The following is an 18,179-nucleotide window of genomic DNA, read 5'->3' on the forward strand; positions in this document are numbered from 1 at the left end:
AAATTGTTTTCAACTAATTTTTATTTAAAATTCATAATACTGGCAATTCCTGTTAATGGAATTACAGACCATCGAGGTCTAGAATTTAACTCATAACCTAATTCATATATTGCTTTTTCCAAAAGACAGTATTTTAATAAAAAATCAATTTCTTTTTTATATCCAATATTAAGATTTCCACCTTGAGCCACTTCGGTATAGGTATTCAGAAATACTCCTACAAAATATTTATATAATATTTCTCCGGCTTGAAAAAGTTCTTCTTGTTCAAATGGATATTTATCTTTATTATTAAATATACTGGCATATATAGAATAATGAAACGAACGAAACATTCCAGCAACATCTTTTAATGGTGGCTGTTTTACTTTTCGATCTCTAATGGTACTTTCTGGTTCTCCTTCAAAATCAAGTATAAAAAAATCATCTCCGCATACTAAAACTTGGCCTAAATGATAATCACCATGAATTCGGATGCGTTCAGATTTCATTTGTGTCCAATCAAAATCAAGGAATGCTTTTCTAATTTCTTTCTTATGATCTAAAAACTGATTGGCTAATTCTAACGTTAAACCATCTAATTTATGCAAATTATTTTCTAAAATATTCAATCTATTTTGAAACTGATAGGTTAATCTATTTTTTAACCAAACGGAATAATCTCCATTATAAGTTAATGGAGTAAAAGCAGTTTCGTAAATATCGCTTCCTAAAGCAATATGCATTTCGGCGGTTCTTGTTGCCAAAGTTTGAATTTTTAAAAAGATACTTAAACCTGCCCAGTCAATAATTTCATGGGGAACATCGCTTAATTTTAATCTTTTGAATAATTCAATTTGTGGAAGGTTTTTGATAGAAATCTTTTTGTTTTTTAAATTATCAAATATACGATCTACTTCTTCGAGCATATATTTCCAAGCATCTCCTTGATTGGGAACCAATTCTTGCATTAAACCAAGTGTTATATTTCCATCCGATGAAACGATACTTATACTTCCAGTGTAAGCAGGCGAATGTTTGAAATTCATTCTTTCGGTAAGAAATCGACTTATTTCATAATCGGGATTCATACTAATATAGATTCTTCTGAAAATTTTAAGAACCAAATTATCGTTATAAACAATGGATGTATTACTTTGTTCTACACCCATAAAATGAGATGAAATATATTCTTTAGAGTGTAATGCTTTTCCTTTGTGAAAGGTAACCTTTGACTCTTCATTTTTTTTGGAATGGATAATTTTATCAAAAAGTAATCTTCTAAAATCTTCTTGGTGCAATGCATCAACAAGGTATCCTTCCTGCTCGTTCATTTTTACAGGAGCGATAACAGTATTTGTATCTAAATCTTCTTCAGACATGAAAGCCAATGGCATAAAATAGTGTTGATAAAATGCTTCTTTAAAATTAACTTCTAATAAAACTCCATAATAGGTATTCCCAGAAGATTCAAGTTTAAAATAATGTACAACTTCAATATATTTTAATGTACTCGCTTTGCCTCCATACCATCTTTTATTGATAATATAATTTTCTAGAATATCAGATGCGAAAATTTTCACAAAACTTTCATCTTCAAATGCATCTTTCCAATCTATATTAAAAACTAAAGGATTTTGATATTCGGCTTCGTTAATTTTGTCAACCATTATTTCTGTATTTTAAATAAATGAAAAGGCAATTCAGGTGAAAGTTCAACATAATTCCATTCATTATTCCATGAATAGGCATTTCCAGTTATCAAATCAGTAATATCAACATGTTGTTGTCCAATTTTGTCAATAGGAAGTTTTATCATTGCTTTAGCTGTTTGATGTGAGTCAAGACTAACTACCATTAATGTTTCATTATCTTTGTTGTCATCATATTTATAATAAGCTATAACTTGTTCATTATTTGTTTCACAAAAAACAATGTTATTGGTTTGCTGCAATGATAATTGTTCTTTTCTAAGATGATTTACTTTTGTAATAAGTGTGATTAATTTATTTTGAAGAGTCCAATCCCATTTATAACATTGGTATTTTTCAGAATCCAAATATTCTTCTTTACCTGGAGCCATTGGTGTACTAACCATATATTCAAAAACAGGTCCATAAATACCAACATTTGAACTCAAAGTTGCCGCTAGAAAATATTTTTGAAGATGTATCGATTCATTACCGTTTTGCAAAGCAAATGGATTAATGTCTGGAGTATTTGGCCAAAAGTTTGGTCTGTAGAATTCTTTTTGTTCAGTTTGTGTAAGTTCCTCTACATAATCTGTCAATTCTTTTTTTGAATTTCTCCAAGTAAAATAAGTGTAAGATTGACTGAAACCTTGTTTTGCCAATTCGTTCATAATTTTTGGACGCGTAAAAGCTTCTGCCAAAAACAGTACATCTGGATGTTTCTTTTTTATTTCGGTAATTAACCAACCCCAAAAATAAAAGGGTTTAGTATGTGGATTATCAACTCTATAAATTTTGATATTACATTCTTCTATCCAAAATAAAGCAACATCCAGTAGTTCTTTCCAAAGATTTTTCCAATCGCTACTTTCGAAATAAATAGGTTGAATATCTTGGTATTTTTTGGGTGGATTTTCAGCATATTGTACTGTACCGTCTGGACGCCATTTGAACCATTGTGGAAAATCTTTTACATAAGGATGATCTGGTGCAGCTTGTAAAGCATAATCCATAGCTACTTCTATGCCTAATTCTTGTGCTTTCCTAACTAGCTCTTTAAAATCTTCTATTGATCCTAATTCGGGATGAGTTGATTTATGTCCACCATGATGAGAACCAATTCCCCAAGGAGAACCAACATCACCATACTCGGCATTTGTAGCATTATTTTTGCCTTTTCTATTTACTTCTCCTATTGGATGGATTGGTGGGAAATACAAAGTGTCAAATCCCATTTCTGAAACTCTAGGAAGCAATCGTTCACAGTCTTTAAAAGTACCATGTCTACCTTCCTCAGGTGAAGCAGAACGCGGAAAAAATTCATACCAAGTACTAAATAATGCTTTTTTTCTATCTACATAAATTTGTAATTCATTCGATTTATTTTCTAAAAATCGAACGGGATATTTTTTGAATATTCTAATGAGTTCCTCTGATTTAGTTTCATGAACAGCATTGTCATATTCCGACTCAGATGTAAAATAATAAATAAGACGATTTAGATATTCATTTTCATAACTCTCTACACGATCCAAAATAGCACGAATATATTCGACTCCTTCAAGTAATTCTGATTTTACATACTGATTATCATTGATTTTACGTTCTGTCCCATGTTGCCAATTAAGTGCATAGTCAACCCAACCTTCGACAAAATAAGTATATTGTCCTTGAAGATTTACATCAAATGTAGCAAACCATTCATCATTGTGCGATGGAGTCATTCGAACCTCTTGCCAATTTTTTTCAGATTCGTGTTTGAATTTTACACAACATTCTATAACATCATGTCCATCTGAAAAAACATCAGCTGATACATTGATTTTTTGACCAATAATTCTCTTTATGGCAAAACTACCACCGTTTAATTGTGGCAAAACATTTTCTATTATAATACGAGTTTGATTTTGCATGATATTAGTTAAATTGAATTTGAAATTTAAGGATTTTATAATAATTAAAGAAATAAAATTTAATAAATGTAAATATTTTACCTGTAGGGAATATAATTCATATTTTGTTGTGAAATAAGAGTAAAACATAGGAAATAATTCATTTTATTTCATGCTAAGCAATTTTTAAACCGATTACTTTTCTATTAAAAAATACAAATTTGATATAAAAAAAATGCATCATTTTTTGATTATCGTTCAATTGTTGAAAATGTTATTTAAATTTAATGTTTGTAAAAATTAGATGTAATAAAATATTTTAATTACAAAGCAAAAAAAAATAGATTGAACATAAAAATGGACAATCTATTTTTAAATTATTTATAAATATTACTTCAGTATAAAGTTATTTGGAATAATAGCTCCTTTTCGAATAACGATTATTCCTTCTTTTATACAATACAATTCATGATTTGTATCTTCCAATTGCTTTCCTCCTTTTATATAAACATCATTACCAATTCTACTGTTTTTATCTACAATAGCATTGTCGATAAAGCATCTTTCACCAATACCTACAAGTGGTATTTCGTCTATAATATCTTGATTGATATCATCAATATTTTGATAAAAATCATTACCCATTACATAACTGTGTTGAATAACAGTACCTTCGCCTATTCGAGATCTATTTCCTATTACAGATTTTTTGATTTCTTTGGCATGAATGATACAACCGTCCGAAATTAGCGATCTTTCTACCATAGTTTTATGAAACTTGGAAGGGGATAATAATCGAGGTCTAGTATATATTTTATTATTGTCATCAAAAAGATTGAACTGAGGCATGTCATCTGTTAGACCGATATTTGCTTCGAAGAAGGAGTCTATATTACCAATATCAGTCCAATATCCTTCATATTGGTAGCTTAAAAGTTTTTTATTACCAACAGCTTGTGGGATGATTTCCTTACCAAAGTCTTTAGCTTCAGGGTCAGACATCAACTCGATTAATAATTTTCTATTAAAAATATAAATTCCCATTGATGCCAAATAATGTTTTCCTTGGCTTTTCATTTCATCACTTACCTCCGATTTCCAATCTGGTAATAATTCTTTGGATGGTTTTTCAATAAAAGATTCTATACAACTTTCCGAATTTGTTTTTAAAATTCCAAATTCAGGTGCGTCTTTGTCATTTACAGGTAAAGTTGCAATTGTTATATCGGCATTAGCTTCAATATGGGCTTCAACCATTTCGTTAAAATCCATTTGATACAATTGATCACCTGACAATATTAAGGCATAATCAAAATCATGATTTAAAAAATGAGGCATACATTGTCTTACAGCATCAGCGGTTCCTTGAAACCAAGTTGGGTTATCTGGAGTTTGTTCTGCAGCTAAAATATCAACAAATGAATGACTGAAAATACTAAAATTGTATGTGTTTTTGATGTGAGCATTCAATGAAGCCGAATTAAATTGAGTCAAGACAAACATCTTATAAATGTCTGAATTTATACAATTCGAAATTGGAATATCTACCAATCTATATTTACCAGCAATTGGCACTGCTGGTTTAGATCTTCTAGCTGTTAACGGGTATAATCTGGATCCTTGGCCACCTCCTAAAATAATAGCGATTACATTCTTTTTTTTAGTTTTCATATCGTCTTGTAATAATTAAATTGTAAAGTTGTAAATATTCTTGGCTTATATTTTTCCAAGAATGGTCTGTATGCATTCCTTTTTTTCTAATTTTAGTAAATTTATCTTTGTTTTTATATAAATCTAAAGCTCTATTTATCGCACAACATACATCGCTAACTGTAGATTCTTGGTGACAAATTCCATTTCCATTTTCTTCAAAATCAACTATTGTGTCTTTTAATCCACCTGTTTTGTGAACAATTGGAATAGTACCGTAGCGTAAAGCATAAAGTTGATTTAATCCACAAGGCTCTACTCTTGATGGAATTAAAATATAATCGGAACTTGCATATGTTTTGTGCGCTAGTTCTTCATTGTAACCAATATATACATTATAATTTCCTTTAAATATGGGTTTTAATTCTAATAATTGGTTTTCAATTACAGGATCACCGTAGCCCAATATGAGAATATTAATTTGTTTTTTTTGTTTTATTAATGAAGTTAAAATAATTTCTGGAAGTAAATCGGCACCTTTTTCATTATATAATCTTCCAATAAAACTGAAAAGCGGTAGCATGGGATTCATGTTAAATTGCAAACACAATTTTTCTTTATTCTTATATTTTCCTTCAGCACTATTTTCAACAGTAAAATTACAATCTAACATTTTATCTTTGTTTGTGTCCCAAACATCAGTATCAATTCCATTAAGAATTCCTTTAGACTTGAATTGTACGCTTTGTAATAAGGTCTCTAATCCGTTATCTGAATAATTGAGTTCTTTTAGGTATGTGGGAGAAACTGTGGTGACTTCATCTGCACATTTTATCCCTGCAGAAAGAGAGTTGATGCAATTCCATCGCTCTATTTCTTTTATATGAATTAAATCAAATTCTGGTAGATAATACAATTTGTTAAATGAAAAAATTCCTTGGTACAAACCATTATGTATGGTTATCAAGGTGTTTATGTTTTTTAATTTGTGGTATTTTGGACAATATTTTTTCATAAAAGGAATTAACCCTGTATGATGATCATGACAATGGATTATATCAGGCAGAGAGTTTCTTCCAATGATCCAATCTAATGTAGCAATTTGAAAAGATAAAAATCGTTCAATATCGTCCTCATAATTATAGATATTTGGGCGATCAAAAAGTTCAGGTATCTCAATTAGATAAAGTTCAAATCCCAATTTATTTGTTGTTTCTTTCAAAACACTAAAAGGGAAATTAAAATTGCCTAATTTTATTTTACCCCAATGAACACATTCAAATTCATTTTCTAATCTAAAAATATTTTGATAACAAGGTATTACAACTCTAACTTGGTAGTTCTCGCTGTTTTGATATTTTGGTAGTGAACCTAACACATCAGCTAAACCACCCACTTTTGCAACTGGGTAACATTCTGCTCCAATGTGAAATATTTCCATTAATTAGTTTTGATTTTAATAAAAAAGGATAAATTATTTAATTCATTTATTTTCTTGCAAAAATTAAAAATATATTACATTTATAGAAAAATAATGAATTAAATTAACATTAAATTTATACTACTTTTAAGTTTTTTAAATTTAGTTAAAAAAAATTGTAATAAAAAGCGATTCTTCAATTTTATTAAAATGACAAAAAACACGTTAAATCATACAAAGCCATTGAAAATTCCAAAAATTATAATACTATCTAGTAAGTTTATTGCTTTTTTGTCAACAAAATGGGTCACATTATATGCTTCTAAATTATTTACAACTCCAATAAAACATAGACTTCCTAAACGAGAAATTAGGATGGATAAGGAAAGTGTTCAAAAAATGCTATTCATTCCATCTATAAATCGAAAGATTAATGTTTATGAATATGGTAATAGTTCGAAAAAAATAATACTAGTCCATGGATGGTCAGGAAGAGGAACACAATTGTGTAAAATTGCCGATGAATTAATTTATCATGGTTATTCTACTATCAGTTTTGATGCACCAGCACATGGGAAATCACCCGGTAATTCAACAATAATGGTAGATTTTATTGCTTCTATTTTGGAAATTGATAAACAATTTGGTCCATTCGAAGTTGCAATTGGTCATTCTTTAGGAGGAATGTCAGTCCTTAATGCTATAAAAGAAGGATTAAAGGTAGAAAAAGCGATAATTATAGGAAGTGGTGATATAGTTCAAGATATAACGGATGATTTTATAGCTAAATTAGAATTGGAGCCTCAAATAAGTAGTTTATTATGTGCACATTTTGAAAAAAAATATGGCGGAAAAATGGATGATTATAGTGCCTACAAAGCTGCACAAACAACACTGATCCCCACTTTGGTTGTACACGACGAGAATGATCCTGAAGTTTCCGTAAAAGCGGGTTTACACATTTATCAGCATTTAAAAAATGGTGAATTAATGATAACCAAAGGACTAGGACACAGAAAAATTCTTGCTGATAATCAAGTAATCGAAAAAATAATTACTTTTATTAAAAATTAATGGTATGATTTATCCTTTGGTTAAAACAGAAAAAGAATGGGAAGAAGAATTAGGTTCTGAGCGATACAAAATTCTACGCCAAAAAGGAACAGAATATCCACACACAGGCAAATATAATTTACATTTTGAAAATGGTGTTTATTGTTGTGGTGGTTGCGGCACTCCTCTATTTGAAAGTAATTCAAAGTTTGATGCACATTGTGGCTGGCCCTCTTTTGACGAATCAATACCTGGAAGAGTTGAGTATATAGATGATTTTACACACGGAATGAAACGCACTGAAATTGTTTGTGCAAATTGTGGTGGACATTTGGGTCATGTCTTTGAAGATGGCCCAACAAAAACGGGGCAACGGTATTGTGTGAATTCTTTGTCTGTAGATTTTAAAGAAAAATAAACATATTTTTCTTTAAAAAAATATATTAAACAAAAAAAGCTTCACATCCCTGTAAAGCTTTTTTTGTTTATTCCCTATTCTTCACTAAACTTTGTAATGAAGTTGAATATCGGTTTGATTTTAATGTATTAAAAAGCTACATTCCATTTTGGTAATTTACCTTTTTCATCAAGAAAATTTTGCAAAATTTGACCTTCAACACTAGTTGGAATTGCTTTTGCAGTATCATTAAATGTTTCAAACCATAAAACTTCTAACGCATTGATATTTTCTTTTTTCATTTGTGCTGGCCAAGAATATTTTCTTCCGGTTTTAGCAAATTGATGACCATTTACAATTTTATCATGTAATCCTCCATTTTTACTTTTCAAGGTTCCGTCATTTTGAACCGTACCTGTTGAAGCAACCATAATTAATTCTTTGATATCTTCTGCAATAGCATAAACAAGAAATACTCCACTTCCTGATTCTGATGCATTACAAACTTCTTCTAAACTATCTTCCTGTGTAAAGGTAAAATTTCCTTTTACTGTGAACTTTTCTAATTCTTTGTACATATTTTTAATTTTTAAGTAACTACGATTCTAAGAATCTGTGTTGTTAAGTTTTTGATTACATTCCAGACATTTTAAAAATGTAAAAAAGTCTCAACAAAATATTGAGACTTTTTTTGGAATTTATTATTTAAATAATTGGAAATTATCCAAGTACTTCTTTTACTTTTTTACCAATTTCAGCCGGTGAGTCAACAACGTGAATTCCGTTTTCTCTCATAATTTGTTTTTTTGCTTCTGCAGTATCGTCAGAACCACCAACTATTGCTCCTGCATGTCCCATTGTTCGTCCTGCTGGAGCTGTAACACCTGCAATAAATCCAACAACTGGTTTACGGTTTCCATCAGCTTTAATCCATTTAGCAGCATCTGCTTCTAATTGACCACCAATTTCACCAATCATTACGATACATTCTGTTTCTGGATCGTTCATTAGTAATTCAACAGCTTCTTTTGTAGTTGTTCCAATAATAGGATCTCCACCAATACCAATTGCTGTAGTTATCCCTAATCCTTGTTTAACAACTTGATCAGCAGCTTCATAAGTTAAAGTTCCTGATTTGGAAACAATTCCTACTGTTCCTTTTTTGAAAACAAAACCAGGCATAATTCCAACTTTAGCTTCACCTGGAGTAATTACACCAGGGCAATTTGGACCAATTAGTCTAGCATTTCTATCTTTAACATAACTGTTTGCTTTAATCATATCAGCTACTGGAATTCCTTCAGTAATAGCAATGATCACTTTTATTCCTGCATCTGCAGCTTCCATAATAGCATCTGCAGCAAAAGCAGGAGGGACAAAAATAATAGTAGTATCGGCACCTGCTTGTTCTACTGCATCTTTTACAGTATTAAAAACAGGAAGATCCAAATGTGTAGTTCCTCCTTTTCCAGGAGTTACACCTCCAACAACATTTGTACCATATTCAATCATTTGCGAAGCGTGAAAAGTTCCTTCGCTACCCGTAAATCCTTGAACAATTATTTTTGAATCTTTATTAACTAAAACACTCATGATATATTTTTTATGTAGTTTTTAAAATTGTGACGCAAAAGTAAAGCTTTTGTAATTATTTTGTACTTTTTTTTAAAATAAAAATAATTATATGACTTGACTCATTTGAAATCCCTTATATAATTTATTGTCTTTTATTTCCCAAATAATCATAATATGTGCCAACAACATTTCCTCTCTAGGGTTTTCAATTGTTTTTACATAATGTGAAAACCGTACTGAAACTATATTATCTTCTTCAAGGATGTGACTTATTCTAGCTTTCGTACGAACATAGGCTCTGCTAATTTCATTAGTCAAATTTAATATTTCATCATAATTCATTTGAATAAAACCTTTACTGCTGTTCCAATCCAAAATGCAATCAGGATGCAAAAATTCTTTCATAATCGTTGGATTAATGAATGCATCTGACTTATAAAAACTTTTAACTATTTCTTTAGCAGACATATTATTTTAATTTTTCTATTATACCAGGAATTTTTTTAATATTGGCCAATTGCTTTAATTTCTCTCTAGACTCTTCAATTGGAGTACCAAAATAGCTTTTTCCACCTTCTACTGATTTAGTTACTCCAGTTTGACCCATAATAACCGCTTTTGAGCCAATTGTTATACCGCTTGTAGTTCCAACTTGTCCCCAAATAGTCACTTCATCTTCAATTATAACACAACCTGCTATGCCAGTTTGAGAAGCAATGAGGCATTTTTTTCCAATAATAGTATCATGTCCAACATGAACTTGATTGTCAATTTTGGTACCTTCACCAATAGTTGTATCTCCGGTAACACCTTTATCTATAGTACAAAGAGCTCCAATGCCGACATTGTTTTTTATTACTACTCTTCCTCCCGAAATTAATTGATCATATCCATCGGCTCTTTTTTTGTAATAAAATGCATCGGCACCTAAAACAGACCCAGAATGTATTATAACATTATCTCCGATAATTGTATGATCATATATACAAACATTGGCATGTATCAAACAATTTTCTCCTATAACAACATTATTGCCTATGAAAGCATTTGGTTGGATAATAGTTCCCTTACCAATTTTTGCGGAACTGGAAACGGCAACATTAGCATTTATAAAAGGCATAAAATGTTTTGTCAATACATTGAAATCTCTAAAGGGATCATCTGATATTAGCAATGATTTTCCTTCAGGGCAGTCCACTTTTTTATTGATTAAAATAATGGTAGCCGCAGAATTTAATGCTTTTTCGTAATATTTTGGGTGATCTACAAATACAATATCTCCAGATTCTACAACATGAATTTCATTCATACCATAAACAGGAAACAAAGGGTCGCCAATAAATTCACAATGAAGCAAATTTGCAATTTCTTGTAGAAAATAAACTTTTGGGAATTTCATATAAAAAAGTATTCAGTTTTCTAAAATAGTTTCAGTTTTCAGTAATAAATATTAATTAAAAAACTGAAACTGTTTTATAAACTATGCTTTAACACGTTCCATATAAGAACCTGAAGTAGTATCTATTTTTATTTTGTCACCTTCATTGATAAATAAAGGTACGTTAACGGTTGCCCCAGTTTCAACAGTAGCCGATTTAGTAGCATTTGTAGCTGTATTTCCTTTTATTCCAGGTTCAGCATAAGTAACTTCAAGTATAACTGATGCAGGCATATCTACAGAAAGAGGTAAATCAGTTTCAGTATTGATACTTACCATAACATTTTCTCCTTCTTTTAATAAATCTGGAGAGTCTAGTATGTTTTTATTTAAAGAAATTTGTTCGAAAGTTTCTACATTCATGAAATGAAATAAATCACCTTCTGGATATAAAAATTGAAACTTATGGTTTTCAACTCTAACTTCTTCAATTTTATGTCCAGCCGAAAAAGTATTGTCTAATACTTTACCATTACTTAAGCTTCTTAATTTTGTTCTAACAAATGCGGGACCTTTACCTGGTTTCACATGAAGAAATTCAATGATTTTGTAAATATCATTGTTATATTTTATGCACAATCCGTTTTTAATATCTGATGTAGATGCCATTTTACTGTTTGTTTGTTAATTCGTTAATTAGTTGAATGCGATCAATCATTATTATAATTTGTTTTTCGATTAAACGAATTGACAAATGATAGATTAATCAATTTTGTTAATAGTTTCCAGAATACCCTTTCATTACTCCCCTAGAAGAATTTCGTATAAAATCCAATATTTCGTCTCGCTCAGGAGTTGCTTCCATTTCGGCCTCAATAATGTCCATCGCTTGAGTGGTATTGTAATTTTTTTGATATAGAATTCTATATATTTCTTGGATTTCTCTAATTTTTTCGGTCGTAAAACCTCTTCTTCTTAATCCTACAGAATTTATTCCAACATAAGATAAAGGTTCTTTCGCTGCTTTTGTAAAGGGAGGCACATCTTTTCTAACCAATGATCCACCTGAAACCATGGCGTGATCTCCAATATGAATAAATTGATGAATAGCTGCTAATCCTCCAATTACAGCATATTTACCTACTATAACGTGACCTGCAAGAGCAACACCATTTACAATAATAGCATTATCTCCGATATGGCAATCATGAGCAATATGTGCAGTGGCCATTACCAGACAATTATTACCAAGAGTTGTTTGACCAGATGCAATAGTCCCTCTGTTTATTGTAACACATTCTCTAATGGTACAATTATCTCCTATTATTGCTAAAGAATCTTCTCCACCAAATTTCAAATCTTGAGGTACAGCAGAAATTACAGCCCCAGGAAAAATGTTACAATTTTTTCCAATTCGAGCTCCCTCCATAATTGTAACGTTTGAACCAATCCAAGTTCCATCTCCAATGACCACATTGTTATGAATAGTTGTAAAAGGCTCAATTACAACGTTTTTGGCTATTTTCGCGCCTGGATGAACGTATGCTAACGGTTGATTCATCTGCTATTTTTTTAATTAATATTATTATGATTTTAGCGTTTATTAAGCTTTAATCAAAAAATTATTGTTTTCTTGCTATTTGTGCCATTAATTCAGCTTGAGCAACTAATTTACCATTAGCGTATGCATTCGCTTGCATGTGACAAATACCTCTTCGTATAGGAGTTATCAAATCACATTTGAATATAAGTGTATCACCTGGTAATACTTTTTGCTTAAATTTTACATTATCTATTTTCATAAAGAATGTTAAATAATTTTCAGGATCTGGAACCGTACTTAATACAAGAATTCCACCTGTTTGCGCCATGGCTTCCACAATTAATACACCAGGCATAACCGGTGCATCCGGAAAATGTCCTACAAAGAAATTTTCATTCATTGTGACATTTTTCATACCGACCACATGACTGTCAGACATTTCAATAATTCTATCAATCAGTAAAAATGGTGGTCTATGTGGTAAAACCGCCATTATTTTATGAATATCCATTAATGGCTCAAGGTTCAAATCATAAGTTGGAACGTAATTTCTTTGTTCATTCTTAATAATTTTAGCCATTTTCTTTGCAAATTGAGTATTTACAAAATGACCCGGTTTATTGGCTATGATTTTTCCTTGAATTTTTGTACCAATTAAAGCCAAATCCCCAATTACATCTAGTAATTTATGTCTTGCAGCTTCATTTGGATAATGTAAAGTAAGATTGTCTAAAATTCCATTAGGTTTTACCGAAATTTCGTCTTTACCAAAGGCTTTCTTTAAGCTTTCCATTGTTGTTTCAGAAATATCTTTATCAACATAGACAATGGCATTGTTCAAATCTCCTCCTTTAATTAATCCATTTTCCAAAAGAGATTCTAGTTCGTGCAAAAAACTAAAAGTTCTTGCATTGGATATTTCAGATTTAAACTCAGAAATACTTTTCATAGTAGCATTTTGAGTGCCTAAAATTTTAGTTCCAAAATCGACCATTGCTGTTACACTATAATGATCACTCGGCATAACCATAATTTCACTTCCGGAAGCTTCATCAGTAAATGAAATTACTTCTTTTACAACATAAACATTTCTATTTAATTCTTGGTCCACTATACCGGCTTCCTCTATGGCTTCCATAAAATACTTTGAAGAGCCATCCATTATTGGAAGTTCAGAAGCATCTAGTTCTATAATAATATTATCAAGATCACAACCCATTAATGCAGCTAAAACATGCTCGGGAGTTTGAATTTTAACTCCTAGCTTTTCTAGATTCGTGCCTCTTTGAGTATTTACAACATAATTTGCATCTGCCTCAATAACTGGTTGTCCTTCGAGGTCTACACGAACAAACGTAAATCCATTATTAACAGGAGCAGGTTTAAAAGTCATTTTAACTTCTTTCCCTGTATGTAATCCAACTCCAGTAAGTGAAATTTCTGTTTTGATGGTCTTCTGTTTAACCATTGTTTCCATTTTTTTGGTTTAATATTTGTTTTTTTAACTCTTCTATCTCTTTTACCAATTTAGGTAAATTTTTAAAATGCACATACGATTTATTGTAATCCGAATATTCAAAAGTAGGCGTGCCTTGTAAAACGGCATTATCCTTTATATTTCTAGCTACACCTGACTGAGCTTGTATTCGAACATTGTTACCAATTGTCAAATGACCTACAATTCCTACTTGTCCACCTACCATACAATTTTCTCCTAGTTTTGTAGAGCCAGCTACACCAGATTGTGCTGCAATAACAGTATTGCGTCCAATTTCAACATTATGTGCAATCTGAATTTGATTGTCCAATTTTACTCCTGTTCTAATTATTGTGGATCCTAGTGTTGCTCTGTCAATTGTTGAATTGGCTCCTATATCAACAAAATCTTCAATTATTACATTTCCAATTTGTGGAATTTTGCTGTATGTTCCATCTTCATTTGGTGCATATCCAAAACCGTCTGCCCCAATAACTGTTCCAGAATGAATCGTACAATTATTACCAATTACTGTTTCTGAATAAATTTTGGCGCCAGCAAAAATAATCACATTATTCCCAATATTTACATTGTCACCAATAAAACTTCCAGGATATACTTTTACATTGTCTCCTAACACCACATTATCTCCTATATAACTAAAGCTTCCTAAATATAAGTTTTCACCATACTTGGCACTTTTTGAAATAAAGGATGGGGTTTCGATACCACTTTTATTTAACTTCACTTGATTATAAAACTCCAATAATTTTGAAAACGCTTTATAGGCGTCTGCTACTTTAATAAGTGTTGTTGTTATTGGTGATTCTGGCTCAAAAGTATCATTAACTATTGTAACAGAAGCTTTTGTAGTATAAATAAAGTTTGTGTATTTTGGATTTGATAAAAAAGTAAGTGACCCTTCGGTACCTTCTTCGATTTTGGATAAACGATATACTTCAATGTTGGGATTACCAACAATTTCTCCTTCTAATATTCCTGCTATTTGTTCAGCTGTAAATTTCATCTTATTGTATTGTATTTTTAAAAAGTATAAGATGGAACATACAAATGTTTGTTCTCATTATATAAAATAAAAATAGATTGATACGTTTTATATCGACAAAAATATAAAAAATAGGTTTTAAATGTTAATTTTAAAGCAGTTGTTTTGGAAAACAAATATAATACTTAGTGACTAATTTTGATAACGATTTCAAATTCAACTGATCAGAGGCTTCAACAACATCTTCTATTGTTCGGTCTTTATTCAAAATTCGGATAGGTTCTGCAACTTTACTATAGGCTTGACTTTTTATTTTTCCTTTAAAAATAAAATAACTGGATTCGGCCAATGAAATTTTATTTTGAATCGAAAAACGTTCTTTATGAATATTTAATTCTTCTAATGAAACTTTATCATTGGTTAATTTGATTTTCAAAAGATCTCTATTGATAATCATTTTGCTTAAAGTGGAGAGTATAAAATCATCTTGGTTTTCCCATGTTTTCAATGCGCTTATTATGTCAAAATCATCCAACTTTGTAAATAATTTTAAAGTTTTTTCATTAAAAGTATCAATGGTGATCTTGTTTTGCATAAAAAACAACAATGGTTCGCTGCATGGTAATTCAATACCTCTTTCTGTCAATTCTTTGGCGCGTTTTAATACTTTGGTCAATATTAATTCGGCTGCAAGACTTGTTTTATGAAGATATACCTGCCAATACATCAATCGTCTAGACATCAAAAATTTTTCTACAGAATAGATGCCTTTTTCTTCAATAACTAATACATCATCTACTACATTCATCATCTGAATTAATCGTTCTGAATTGACATTTCCTTCAGAAACACCAGAATAAAAGCTATCTCGTTTTAAATAATCCATTCTATCCATATCCAACTGACTCGATATCAACTGCAACATAAACTTTCTATGATATTCCCCTTTAAAAACTTGAATAGCAAGACTCAATTTACCATCGAATTCAACATTGAGTTGATTCATTAGTAATAATGATATTTCTTCATGGTGAACATCTTCAACAATACTACTTTCCATCGCATGCGAAAAAGGGCCATGTCCTATATCATGCAATAATATGGCAATATATAAAGCATTCTCTTCTTCAGTATTTATATTTACCTCTTTAAAACGTAAAACTTCAACTGCTTTTTGCATCAAATGCATACATCCCAAAGCATGGTGAAACCGTGTATGATTGGCTCCTGGATATACTAAATAGGATAATCCCATTTGGGATATCCGTCTTAATCTTTGAAAATAAGGATGTTGGATTAAATCGTAAATTAATGGACTTGGAATGGTTATAAACCCATAAATCGGGTCATTGAATATTTTTAATTTATTTATTTGAGACACTATTCATTTTTTTAGGTTAACAAATATAATTAAAATAGGACTAGTTTTAAATGGAGTATAAAAAAGGATTGTATTATTTATAAAGACAAAAAAAAACTTCTCAATTTCTTGAGAAGTTTTGTGGGCTTTTAGGGACTACAATCGAACACTTGATACCTATTTTGACATTTTTTGATAATATAAAATAGGTTGCCTTGCGCTTCGAATCCCAGTTAGACTAACACTCTCAATCTTTTGGCTTATGTATATGAGGCTTTAAAATAGGATGTTTTGGCTGATTAGGTGGTGTCACTCTTCTTCTTTCATCTGGTGTTCCGTCTGGTGTTTTAGGTTTTGGACCTGGTTTAATTGCTTGAATTTTTTCCATGATACGTGTTTATATTAAAATTATTTTTTCAACGAGACTTCTTGAAAAGCCTATATTCTAGATACAAATAACATTAATAAAAGTATCATCTCATTACAGAAAACCATAATTTACGAAAACTTATTTAAATAAAAATGTCAATAAATTCGTTAGATTTTTCAATTTTTCCGCTCAATATCTAAAAGACTTTCTATAAATTTAATAGAAATTATTATAAAAGGAAGTTTATGGAAACAAAGGAATTTACAAGGAAAGAATTATATGATTTGGTGTGGTCAACATCACTTAGTAAGCTGACATTACAATATGCTTTTTCAAATGAAGGGTTAAAAAAACTCTGCAAGCAATTCGAAATCCCTATGCCTGATAATGGCTATTGGATGAAATTGAAGTTCAATAAAGTAATTGAAAAGCCAAAATATAACCCACTTTTTGATGGAGAAGATAAAATCATATTAACTATACGAGAAGATGGAAATCTCGTTAACATTGACCAATCTCCACTTACTATAAGAACGAAAGAAATCTTAAGTGATGCTAAATCCCCTTTAATTGTTCCCGAAAGATTAAGCAATCCAGACATTTTAATTCAAAATACTATAACATTTCACGATAAAAGAAAGAATGATCATTATTATAGGGATGAAAAAATTGATATTGTTTCCATTTATGTAGTACCGGATAATTATAGTAGAGCTCTAAGAATAATGGATACGTTTATAAAATTACTAAGATACAGAGGTCATTCATTTAGAAGAGATATAAATAAAAGAGGACCATGTATTGTAGTAAACGATGTTGAATTTCATTTTGAAATAAGAGAAAAGAATAAAAGAGTCCCTTCGGATAAACCTTATGGATCATCTACTTACATTCCAACAGGTATTTTAATTATAAAAATTGGGGAAAGTTATAAGGCTAAAGAATGGAATGATGGTGCTGTAAAATTAGAAAATCAGTTAGCTAAAATTGTTGCTAAGATTGAATTAGAAGCAAAGGAAGAATTAGTATGGAGAGAAGAATGCAGGTTGCACCATATTAAAATGGAAGAGGAGGAAAAAATAAGAAAGGAATTCCAGAAGAAGAGAGAGGTTGAACTCCAGAGAACAAAAGAATTATTTAATAATGCAATATATCACAATAAAGCTAAAATAGTTAGAGAATACTTGAATGAGTTAGAAACTAAAGCATCATTAAATAATCAACTCACACTTGAAGTACAAGATTGGTTAAAATGGGCAAAAGACAAAACAGATTGGTTTGATCCAATGATAAAAAAAGAGGATATACTATTATATGAATCCGATAAAGAAGATCTCATTCAGATTAAAAAAAAAGAAAATAATTTTTATAGATATTAAAATTTAAGA

The 18,179-nt window shown here is 30.4% G+C and carries 17 protein-coding genes; 3 read left to right on the plus strand and 14 right to left on the minus strand.

The window, feature by feature from the left end:
• Window positions 1–20: 20 nt before the first annotated feature.
• From OYT91_RS04655 to OYT91_RS04670, 4 genes are all read right to left on the minus strand, one after another.
• Window positions 21–1,649 (minus strand): maltokinase N-terminal cap-like domain-containing protein, encoded by a 1,629-nt coding sequence (locus OYT91_RS04655; protein ID WP_281239712.1) that lies wholly within the window; start codon window positions 1,647–1,649, stop codon window positions 21–23.
• Window positions 1,649–3,583, minus strand: coding sequence for an alpha-1,4-glucan--maltose-1-phosphate maltosyltransferase (locus OYT91_RS04660; RefSeq protein WP_281239713.1), 1,935 nt, complete (start codon window positions 3,581–3,583; stop codon window positions 1,649–1,651). The genes OYT91_RS04655 and OYT91_RS04660 overlap by 1 nt, the downstream gene beginning before the upstream one ends.
• A gap of 369 nt (window positions 3,584–3,952) precedes the next feature.
• Complete coding sequence (locus OYT91_RS04665) at window positions 3,953–5,233, minus strand: glucose-1-phosphate adenylyltransferase (RefSeq protein ID WP_269222821.1); 1,281 nt, start codon at window positions 5,231–5,233, stop codon at window positions 3,953–3,955.
• Complete coding sequence (locus tag OYT91_RS04670) at window positions 5,223–6,653, minus strand: glycogen synthase (protein WP_281239714.1); 1,431 nt, start codon at window positions 6,651–6,653, stop codon at window positions 5,223–5,225. Before OYT91_RS04670 ends, OYT91_RS04665 begins: the two co-directional genes overlap by 11 nt.
• Window positions 6,654–6,842: 189 nt before the next feature.
• Here OYT91_RS04670 and OYT91_RS04675 point away from each other — a divergent pair, with 189 nt between their 5' ends.
• The gene (locus OYT91_RS04675; RefSeq protein WP_281239715.1) at window positions 6,843–7,706 is read left to right on the plus strand and encodes an alpha/beta fold hydrolase; all 864 of its coding nucleotides are present in this window, start codon (window positions 6,843–6,845) and stop codon (window positions 7,704–7,706) included.
• 4 nt (window positions 7,707–7,710) lie between these two features.
• Window positions 7,711–8,103 (plus strand): peptide-methionine (R)-S-oxide reductase MsrB, encoded by a 393-nt coding sequence (gene msrB / locus OYT91_RS04680; RefSeq protein ID WP_269222819.1) that lies wholly within the window; start codon window positions 7,711–7,713, stop codon window positions 8,101–8,103.
• A 128-nt stretch (window positions 8,104–8,231) separates the two neighbouring features.
• On the opposite strand, the gene OYT91_RS04685 is transcribed toward msrB, so the two are convergent.
• The 10 genes from OYT91_RS04685 to OYT91_RS04730 form a co-directional block, all read right to left on the minus strand.
• Window positions 8,232–8,660 carry a hypothetical protein gene (locus OYT91_RS04685; protein ID WP_269222818.1) on the minus strand — a complete coding sequence of 143 codons (429 nt, stop codon included), beginning with the start codon at window positions 8,658–8,660 and terminating at the stop codon, window positions 8,232–8,234.
• Between the two features lie 142 nt (window positions 8,661–8,802).
• Complete coding sequence (sucD, locus tag OYT91_RS04690; RefSeq protein ID WP_269222817.1) at window positions 8,803–9,675, minus strand: succinate--CoA ligase subunit alpha; 873 nt, start codon at window positions 9,673–9,675, stop codon at window positions 8,803–8,805.
• An 87-nt stretch (window positions 9,676–9,762) separates the two neighbouring features.
• Complete coding sequence (locus OYT91_RS04695) at window positions 9,763–10,062, minus strand: nuclear transport factor 2 family protein (RefSeq protein ID WP_281239716.1); 300 nt, start codon at window positions 10,060–10,062, stop codon at window positions 9,763–9,765.
• 64 nt (window positions 10,063–10,126) lie between these two features.
• Window positions 10,127–11,056, minus strand: a complete 930-nt coding sequence (locus OYT91_RS04700) for a UDP-3-O-(3-hydroxymyristoyl)glucosamine N-acyltransferase (protein ID WP_281239717.1) — start codon at window positions 11,054–11,056, stop codon at window positions 10,127–10,129.
• 81 nt (window positions 11,057–11,137) lie between these two features.
• Window positions 11,138–11,704, minus strand: a complete 567-nt coding sequence (gene efp, locus OYT91_RS04705) for an elongation factor P (RefSeq protein ID WP_100430761.1) — start codon at window positions 11,702–11,704, stop codon at window positions 11,138–11,140.
• Between the two features lie 106 nt (window positions 11,705–11,810).
• Window positions 11,811–12,596, minus strand: a complete 786-nt coding sequence (gene lpxA / locus OYT91_RS04710) for an acyl-ACP--UDP-N-acetylglucosamine O-acyltransferase (protein ID WP_269222813.1) — start codon at window positions 12,594–12,596, stop codon at window positions 11,811–11,813.
• A 61-nt stretch (window positions 12,597–12,657) separates the two neighbouring features.
• Window positions 12,658–14,046: a bifunctional UDP-3-O-[3-hydroxymyristoyl] N-acetylglucosamine deacetylase/3-hydroxyacyl-ACP dehydratase gene (locus tag OYT91_RS04715; RefSeq protein WP_281239718.1), complete on the minus strand. Its 1,389-nt coding sequence runs from the start codon at window positions 14,044–14,046 to the stop codon at window positions 12,658–12,660.
• Complete coding sequence (gene lpxD, locus OYT91_RS04720) at window positions 14,039–15,082, minus strand: UDP-3-O-(3-hydroxymyristoyl)glucosamine N-acyltransferase (protein ID WP_281239719.1); 1,044 nt, start codon at window positions 15,080–15,082, stop codon at window positions 14,039–14,041. Before lpxD ends, OYT91_RS04715 begins: the two co-directional genes overlap by 8 nt.
• Before the next feature lie 130 nt (window positions 15,083–15,212).
• Complete coding sequence (locus OYT91_RS04725; RefSeq protein ID WP_281239720.1) at window positions 15,213–16,442, minus strand: HD domain-containing protein; 1,230 nt, start codon at window positions 16,440–16,442, stop codon at window positions 15,213–15,215.
• Between the two features lie 226 nt (window positions 16,443–16,668).
• Window positions 16,669–16,809 carry a hypothetical protein gene (locus tag OYT91_RS04730; protein ID WP_194640663.1) on the minus strand — a complete coding sequence of 47 codons (141 nt, stop codon included), beginning with the start codon at window positions 16,807–16,809 and terminating at the stop codon, window positions 16,669–16,671.
• Window positions 16,810–17,036: 227 nt separating this feature from the next.
• Here OYT91_RS04730 and OYT91_RS04735 point away from each other — a divergent pair, with 227 nt between their 5' ends.
• The gene (locus OYT91_RS04735; RefSeq protein ID WP_281239721.1) at window positions 17,037–18,170 is read left to right on the plus strand and encodes a hypothetical protein; all 1,134 of its coding nucleotides are present in this window, start codon (window positions 17,037–17,039) and stop codon (window positions 18,168–18,170) included.
• The last annotated feature ends 9 nt before the right edge of the window (window positions 18,171–18,179 follow it).

This window comes from Flavobacterium praedii (genome assembly GCF_026810365.1).
Classification (GTDB): Bacteria; Bacteroidota; Bacteroidia; order Flavobacteriales; family Flavobacteriaceae; genus Flavobacterium; species Flavobacterium praedii.